This is a genomic window from Microcystis sp. LE18-22.4A (genome assembly GCF_027531105.1).
Classification (GTDB): domain Bacteria; phylum Cyanobacteriota; class Cyanobacteriia; order Cyanobacteriales; family Microcystaceae; genus Microcystis; species Microcystis aeruginosa.
Window position 1 is genome coordinate 1 of record NZ_JAPZRB010000331.1, and the last position, 7,587, is coordinate 7,587.

At 41.4% G+C, this 7,587-nt stretch carries 2 protein-coding genes; both read right to left on the bottom strand.

Going from position 1 to position 7,587, the window contains the following annotated elements:
- A partial coding sequence (locus O9295_RS14535) for a glycosyl hydrolase family 18 protein (RefSeq protein ID WP_288033496.1) occupies positions 1-3,149 on the bottom strand: 3,149 nt, incomplete at its 3' end.
- Entirely contained in the window at positions 3,121-7,491 is a 4,371-nt protein-coding gene (locus O9295_RS14540; protein ID WP_288033497.1) for an FG-GAP-like repeat-containing protein, read from the bottom strand. The genes O9295_RS14540 and O9295_RS14535, both read right to left, overlap by 29 nt.
- Positions 7,492-7,587: the final 96 nt, after the last annotated feature.

Below are 7,587 nucleotides of genomic sequence, written 5' to 3' on the forward strand. Positions count from 1 at the left end.
GTTGTCCCGTCTTCGGTAACACTACTGGGAGCAACTGCTAGGGTGACACTGGTATCATCATTGATAATTGTTCCCGTCACTGGAGTAGTCGTACCTACTGTATAACCTGTCCCGGTCGCGAGGGTTAAAATGACAGTTTCATCGGGTTCAACTGTGGTATCCGCAGTGGGGTCAACTGTTACAGTCGCAGTGGATGAACCAGCAGCGAAGGTGACTGTATTGGTAGTCCCTGTACGAGTGTAGTCGGTATTAAGGGTAGCTGTCCCTCCCAGGGTGTAATTGACGGTTAAGGGATTAGTGGTTACTCCGTTACGGGTGAAGGTATAGACTAGATTTGTTGTCCCATCTTCAGTAACACTACTGGGAGCAACTGCTAGGGTGACACTGGTATCATCATTGGTAATTGTCCCCGTCACTGGAGTAGTCGTACCTACTGTATAACCTGTCCCGGTCGCGAGGGTTAAAATGACAGTTTCATCGGGTTCAACTGTGGTATCCGCAGTGGGGTCAATAATGAGAGTGGCTGTACTTGCACTGGCAGCAAAGGTGATGGTTTTTCCGGTTCCGGGTGTTGCACCTGTATAGTCGCTACTGTCAGCAGTACCAGTAATACCATAGTTGACTGTTAAGGCGTTGGTTGTTGCTCCTGTGCGGGTAAAAGTGTAAATCAGGTTGTTAAGTCCGTTTTCTAATACGCTACTGGGTGATACCGCTAGGGTAATGGTGGGTAAAACAACATTATTAATTCCCAAATTTGTAGCCGCAGCATTGATTAAAGAATCACTATGAGTTATGGGCAAATCTTGAGTAATTTCCCAGAAGAATGCACCACCGATTCCAAGTTGTTTGACATAATCAGTTTTCCCCAAAATTGATTGGTTATTTTCGTAGGTGCTAAACACCTTTGTTTGAGAACTATAAATATAGGGAACTTTGGCGCTATTATCCCAGAAAGATTGATAGCCATTTGTCCCCAATAGATTATAAAGCTCCCTATATGTGAGCTCAGAGCTACCAGTACCCTGCTGGAACAGCCCATTGTTGCTACCAGCGTTAACTCCAGTCCAGGTGCGCCCATAAAGTGGAGCGCCTAATACAATATCTGTAGCTGGAACACCAGCACTTAGATAGTGTTGAATCGCCCAATTAGTATTTACTTTAGCCGCGTTGTAGGTGTTGTCATTGGTGCTTTTATACAAAGCTGACTGATGATTTGTTGTGTTCTCCCAAGGTCCGTGGTAGTCATAAGACATGACATTGATAAAGTCCACATAATCGGAAGTTGCTTTCAAATCTTGTGGGCTGAAATCGTAAGGGTTGCTTCCATAATCAGATGCAGATAAGATGTAAGGAGAACCAGAAAGGGCTGTAGTGAGAAGATATTGCTTGTCATCATTTTGAGATGCTTGATTGATTTGTTGGCGCAATTGTGCCAGCAATTGGATGTAATTATTATCCTCATTTGCTTCAGGATACCCCCAGTCAATATCTAGACCATCAAATCCATTAGTCTTCATTAGTTGGATAGCAGACTGAGCAAAGTTTGCCCTAGACTGCACCGTAGCAGCAGCAGAGGAGAAATCATTCTCTGTTCCACCGCCAATGGAAAGCATTATTTTCAGGTTGGGATTTTGAGCTTTAATTTGTTGAAGTTTAGCGATGTCACCTGTTCCTGTTCCATCTTGAGGTAGTTGAACCGTACCATTTGAAGTGACATCAGCAAATGAGTAGAACAAATGTGTAAGTTTATTAAATGTAGCATCTATAGGTGTATTGGAGTTAAGATTCCAAGAGCCTATATATCCACCTAGAATATAAGGGTTATTACCGGAATTATCATCATTAGTAATAGTTCCCGTGACGGCTGCGGTTGTACCAACCGTATAACCTGTTCCTGAAGCGAGAGTTAAAACAACAGTTTCATCACTTTCAACTGTGGTATCAGCAGTGGGGTCAACGATTACCGTCGCAGTCGCTGAACCAGCAGCAAAGGTGACACTGGTGGGGATAGAAGTGTAATCGGTTCCATTGGTTGCTGTCCCCCCAACTGTATAGTTGACAGTTAAAGAATTAGTGGTTACTCCGGTACGGGTGAAGGTATAAATCAGATTTGTTGTCCCGTCTTCAGTAACACTACTGGGAGAAACTGCTAGGGTGACACTGGTATCATCATTGGTAATTGTTCCCGTGGCTGCGTTGGGAGTACCTACTGTATAACCTGTCCCCGCAGCGAGGGTTAAAGCAACAGTTTCATCAGATTCAACTGTTGTGTCAGCAGTGGGGTCAACTGTTACGGTAGCAGTGGATGAACCAGCAGCGAAGGTGACTGTATTGTTAGTCCCTGTACGAGTGTAGTCGGTATTAAGAGTCGCTGTCCCTCCCAGGGTGTAATTGACGGTTAAGGGATTAGTGGTTACTCCGTTGCGGGTGAAGGTATAAACCAGATTTGTTGTCCCATCTTCGGTGACGCTTGCGGGGGAAACTGCTAGGGTGACACTGGTATCATCATTGGTAATTGTTCCCGTAGCTGCGTTGGGAGTACCTACGGTATAACCTGTCCCAGAAGCAAGGGTTAAAATGACGGTTTCGTTACTTTCTACTATTGTGTCAGCAGTAGGGTCAACGGTGACGGTAGCAGTCGCTGAATTAGCAGCAAAGGTGACGCTGGTGGGAAGTAAAGTGTAATCGCTTCCATTGGTTGCTGTCCCTTCAACTGTATAGTTGACGGTTAAGGGATTAGTTGTATCTCCTGTGCGGGTGAAAGTGTAGATGAGATTGCTTGTCCCATCTTCGGTAACACTACTGGGAGAGATAGCAAGAGTGATACTAGGTAAATCATCATTGGTAATTGTCCCGGTAACTGCGTCAGGAGTACCTACTGTATAACCTGTCCCAGAAGCAAGAGTTAAAGCAACGGTTTCATCAGTTTCAAATGTGGTATCAGCAGTCGGGTCAATTGTTACAGTAGCTGTCGGTGAATTAGCCGCGAAAGTCACTGTCCCTGTCGTTGCGGTGAAACTGGCTGCACCGATTTGACTGTAATCTGTATTAAAGGTAGCGGCTCTTCTGGTTTCTGTGTGGAAACGAGGTCTATACTGATAGAATATCCGCAAAATAGTCCTAAAAGTCTTGCCCAGTAAGCCTTTCACGATTCCATAAGCAAAAATTATCACACAAAGTCGAGAAGAGCCAGGTAGCTGTCCCTCCGACTGTATAGTTGACGGTTAGGGGATTTGTTGTTACTCCGTTACGGGTGAAGGTATAGACTAAGTTAGTTGTCCCATCTTCACTAACACTACTAGCAGAAACCGCAAGAGCAATACTGGGAGACAATGGACTATTAAACTCACTCACGTCAATAATATTTAAACCTGTAGTATTATCAGTCACATAAGCGTAGTTACCGACTACTTGCACATCAAAAACAAAGCTCTTTAAATAACTGCCTACAAGGGTAGGGTTAGCTGGGTTACTGATGTTGATGATTTGCAATCCTGAGAAAACAAGAGTCACATAAGCATAGTTTCCTACTATTTGTACACTCTGAGCAAAATTGGAACCAAAAATATGCTCAGGAATAGCATAACTGCCCTTAAGAGTGGGATTAGTAGGATTAGTGATGTCAATAATTTGCAGTTTTGAATCACTATCAGTAATATAAGCGTAGTTTCCGACTACTTGTACATCAAAAACCGAGTCACTGGTATCATAATTACCCTTAAGGGTTGGTTTAGCTGGATTAGTAATGTCGATGATTTGCAATCCTGAACCACCAGCAGCAACATAAGCGTAGTTGCCCACTATTTGTAAATTATAAGCCCAGCCACTCGTATCATAATTACCTTTGAAAGTTGGTTTAGTAGGATTGGTAATATCGACGATTTGTAGTCCTGAACGTTGATCGGCAATATAGGCATAGTTGCTGACTACTTGTACTCCTTGAGCAAAGCCACTCGTATCGTAACTTCCCTTAAGAATAGGATTGCTTGGATTAGTGATGTCGATAATTTGAAGCCCTGAATAACCATCAGCTATATAAGCATATTTTCCTACTACTTGTACTCTCATACCATAGTAACCCACATAGTTATTATTGTAATTATAACTACTCTTGAGAGTAGGGTTAGTGGGGTTACTAATGTCAATAATTTCAAGTCCTGAACCAAAATTACCAACATAAGCGTCATTGTCCACTACTTGGACACCGAAAGCCGATCCAGGAGTATCATATTTTCCAACTAATGTGGGAGGTTCATAAATATTAGTAACATTAATAGTTAAAGCTTTCTCATAAGATAACCCATCTTGATCTGTGGTACGAACTCGAATGCTGTAATCATTCTTTGTTTCATAGTCGAATACGGCATTAGTTTTGAGTTGATTGTTTTGGATGGCAAATAAACTATTATTGGTTGAACCTGTTCCTGACACTAAGCTATAAGTGAATGTGTCGCCCGTATTAGGGTCAGTAGTAGTGAAGTTACCAATAACAGTACCAATTGCTTGATTTTCGGCGATATTACTGTTAGATAAAGTTAAATTAGTCGGGGCAGCATTGGGAATAAAATAACTAAAATAATTACCAGCTAAACTTAAGCCTGTGCGGTTTTGGATAATAGCAATCAATTCATCGGGTTCGGTTCCAGGTTTATTAATATAAAGATTGGTATTAGTACCAGAAACCGTTGACAGATAGTTACTACTTGAACCCTTAAGCTGAATAATATCATCCTTGGGGTTAAAATCAGTTATTGAGGCGTAATCATTGTTGCCAGCAGAGGTTGTATTACCATCATCATAACCGCTCCAAGTTTTATCACCAAGAATAAATTTATCTCGTCCTGTTCCCCCTGTAAAAGTATCAATTTCACCTTTTCCGGGGGTGGTACTTTGGGGGTTAACTCCTGTAAGAATATCATCGTTTTCTCCACCATCAATAATGTCGCTTCCTTCACTACCATTAATTACATCATTTCCGGTATTGCCTTCTAAGCGATCGCTTCCTGTACCCCCTATAATAGTATCATTGCCAGCATCGCCAGAGATGATAACATTTTGAGAGCCAATTGCCTTAAGATTGTTGTTGCCTTTATTGCCATTGACAACCTCAACACCGAGATTGTCAAGGATAAGGTTAACATCTCCATCTCCTTCAATGACTAAGACATCAAATCCTGTTCCCCCTTTAATATTATTAAGATTGTCGTCTTTATCAATGGTAATTAAATCATCTCCTGCACTGCCATCAATAGTATCATTTCCTGCCCCACCTGCTAGAATATCGTTACCATCTGCACCCGTTAATTTATCGTTACCATCCCCACCACTGAGAACTGCACCTTTAGTGCTACCTAATTTAACCATTAAGATGTCATTACCCGTGCCACCTGTGGCAGAATAAGTATCATTAGGATCGATGGTTAGGTTAATATTTTGAGTGGAATCATCAGCAAAAATAATATCTGGTTTGTTTTCATAGTTAAATCGAGATACACCGTTACCCATTTGTTCAAGAATGACACCATTAGGATCATAGGCAAATTGAACATCGTATAGTTTTGCAGTGGAACGAATATCATAACCAACACGGGTAAAATAAGCAGAGGCGGTGATTTTGTTCCCGGCAACAGTATAATCTTTGGTTTGGGGTGTGACGGAAATGTTATTAATTCCGTAGCGATAAAGTGCGGCTAATTCTCCTAAATCTACTTGTCCATTTAGGTTAGTATCTGTCCAAGTACGCAATTCATCAAAAAGAGTATCACTAGCATTAATTAACCCATCTTTGTTGCTATCGAGAGTAGATAATTGGGTAACATTGCTTTGAGCGGTTAAGGAGAAAAATTCGTTAAGAGTGGTAATGTAACCGTCTTTGTTGACATCTCGAACAAGGAAACCATCGGTAGGCGCAACCCATCCCATTTGTTCGGGGTAAGTATCCGTATCGATGTCGTATTGAGTAAGGGAATCTGCGGCGGAGATAAGGCGGATTCCGTCGCCTGTGAGGTCAACTACTGCCAGTTTATAGGGACTGAAGCTATATTGGCTAGGTAATTGGGTTGTATCAGGAGTGTATTCGCTCTGTCCTAGTAGGGGTTGTAAAGCAACGGAACTATCAAGGGTAAGGGTGACGGTGTATTCTTTGCCATCGGAAAGGCGGAAGGCTTCGATTTGACTTTGGGGTTTTAACCAGTCTTGAATGGTGATGGTATTGGTGTCTTTAACGGTGACAATGAGGTTATTATTGTCTAGTTTGAGTTTGAGGGAGTCAAGGGTAATATTTTGTCCAAATTCTAGGATATCCACACCACCATCACGGGTTGTTCCTCCATAAGTACCGACATCATAAATGGTGGTATTTCCGTCTCCTAAACGATATTGATAAAGGTTATTTCTGTCTTTTGTGTTAGAAACAGTAGTATAAAAATATTTTGCTTTCCAAAGGTCATTTCCCAAAGTTTCACTATAAGGTGAAGCAAGCCAGTTATTACCATCAGGTTGTAAATTTACAATATCATCCTTCCCATCTCCATTAAAATCTCCAACTTGTAGTTGAGCGGCACCTTGCCAAAAAGCTGCTGTTAAACCTTCCGGCTTACTAACAAATTGAAATGTATTACCATTAGATAAGGCAAGCCAATTATTACCATCAGGTTGTAAATTGGCAATATCATCCTTCCCATCTTTGTTGAAATCTCCAACTCTTAGTTGAGCAGCACCTTGCCAAAAAGCTGCTGTTAAACCTTGAGGACGGTAAGTAAATTGAAAAGTATTATTCCCATTAGATAGAGCAATCCAGTTATTACCGTCCGGTTGTAAATTAACAATATCATCCTTCCCATCTCCATTAAAATCTCCAACTTGTAGTTGAGAGTTACCTTGCCAAAATCCTCCTGTTAAACCTTGAGGACGGTAGGTAAATTGAAAAGTATTATTTCCATTAGACAAGGCAAGCCAGTTATTGCCATCAGGTTGTAAATTAACAATATCATCCTTCCCATCTCCGTTAAAATCTCCAACTCTTAATTGAGCGTTCCACTTCCAAAAAGCTGCTGTTAAACCTTGAGGACGACTAACGAATTGAAAAGTATTATTACCATTAGATAGAGCAATCCAATTATTTCCATCAGGTTGCAAATTTACAATATCATCCTTCCCATCTCCATTAAAATCTCCAACTCCTAATTGAGCGTTACCTTGCCAAAAAGCTGCTGTTAAACCTTGGGGACGACTAACGAATTGAAAGGTATTATTACCATTAGATAAAGCAACCCAGTTGTTCCCATCAGGTTGCAAATTTACAATATCATCCTTCCCATCTCCATTAAAATCTCCAACTCTTAGTTGAGCGTTACCTTGCCAAAAAGCTGCCGTTAAACCTTGGGGACGGGAAGTAAATTGAAATGAGCCATTAATCCAAAAGGAAGGCTGTAGTGATTCAATGGGTACCCTGACTGACGGACACAAGTGGGTCAAAACCTGACAAGACAAGGGTTGCCAAAAAGAAAAATATCTGGGTAGATAGGGAAAAAGCAAGAATCCCTACAAGATGAAAACCGAGAACAGAATCTTCTCCCAAGTTTATTC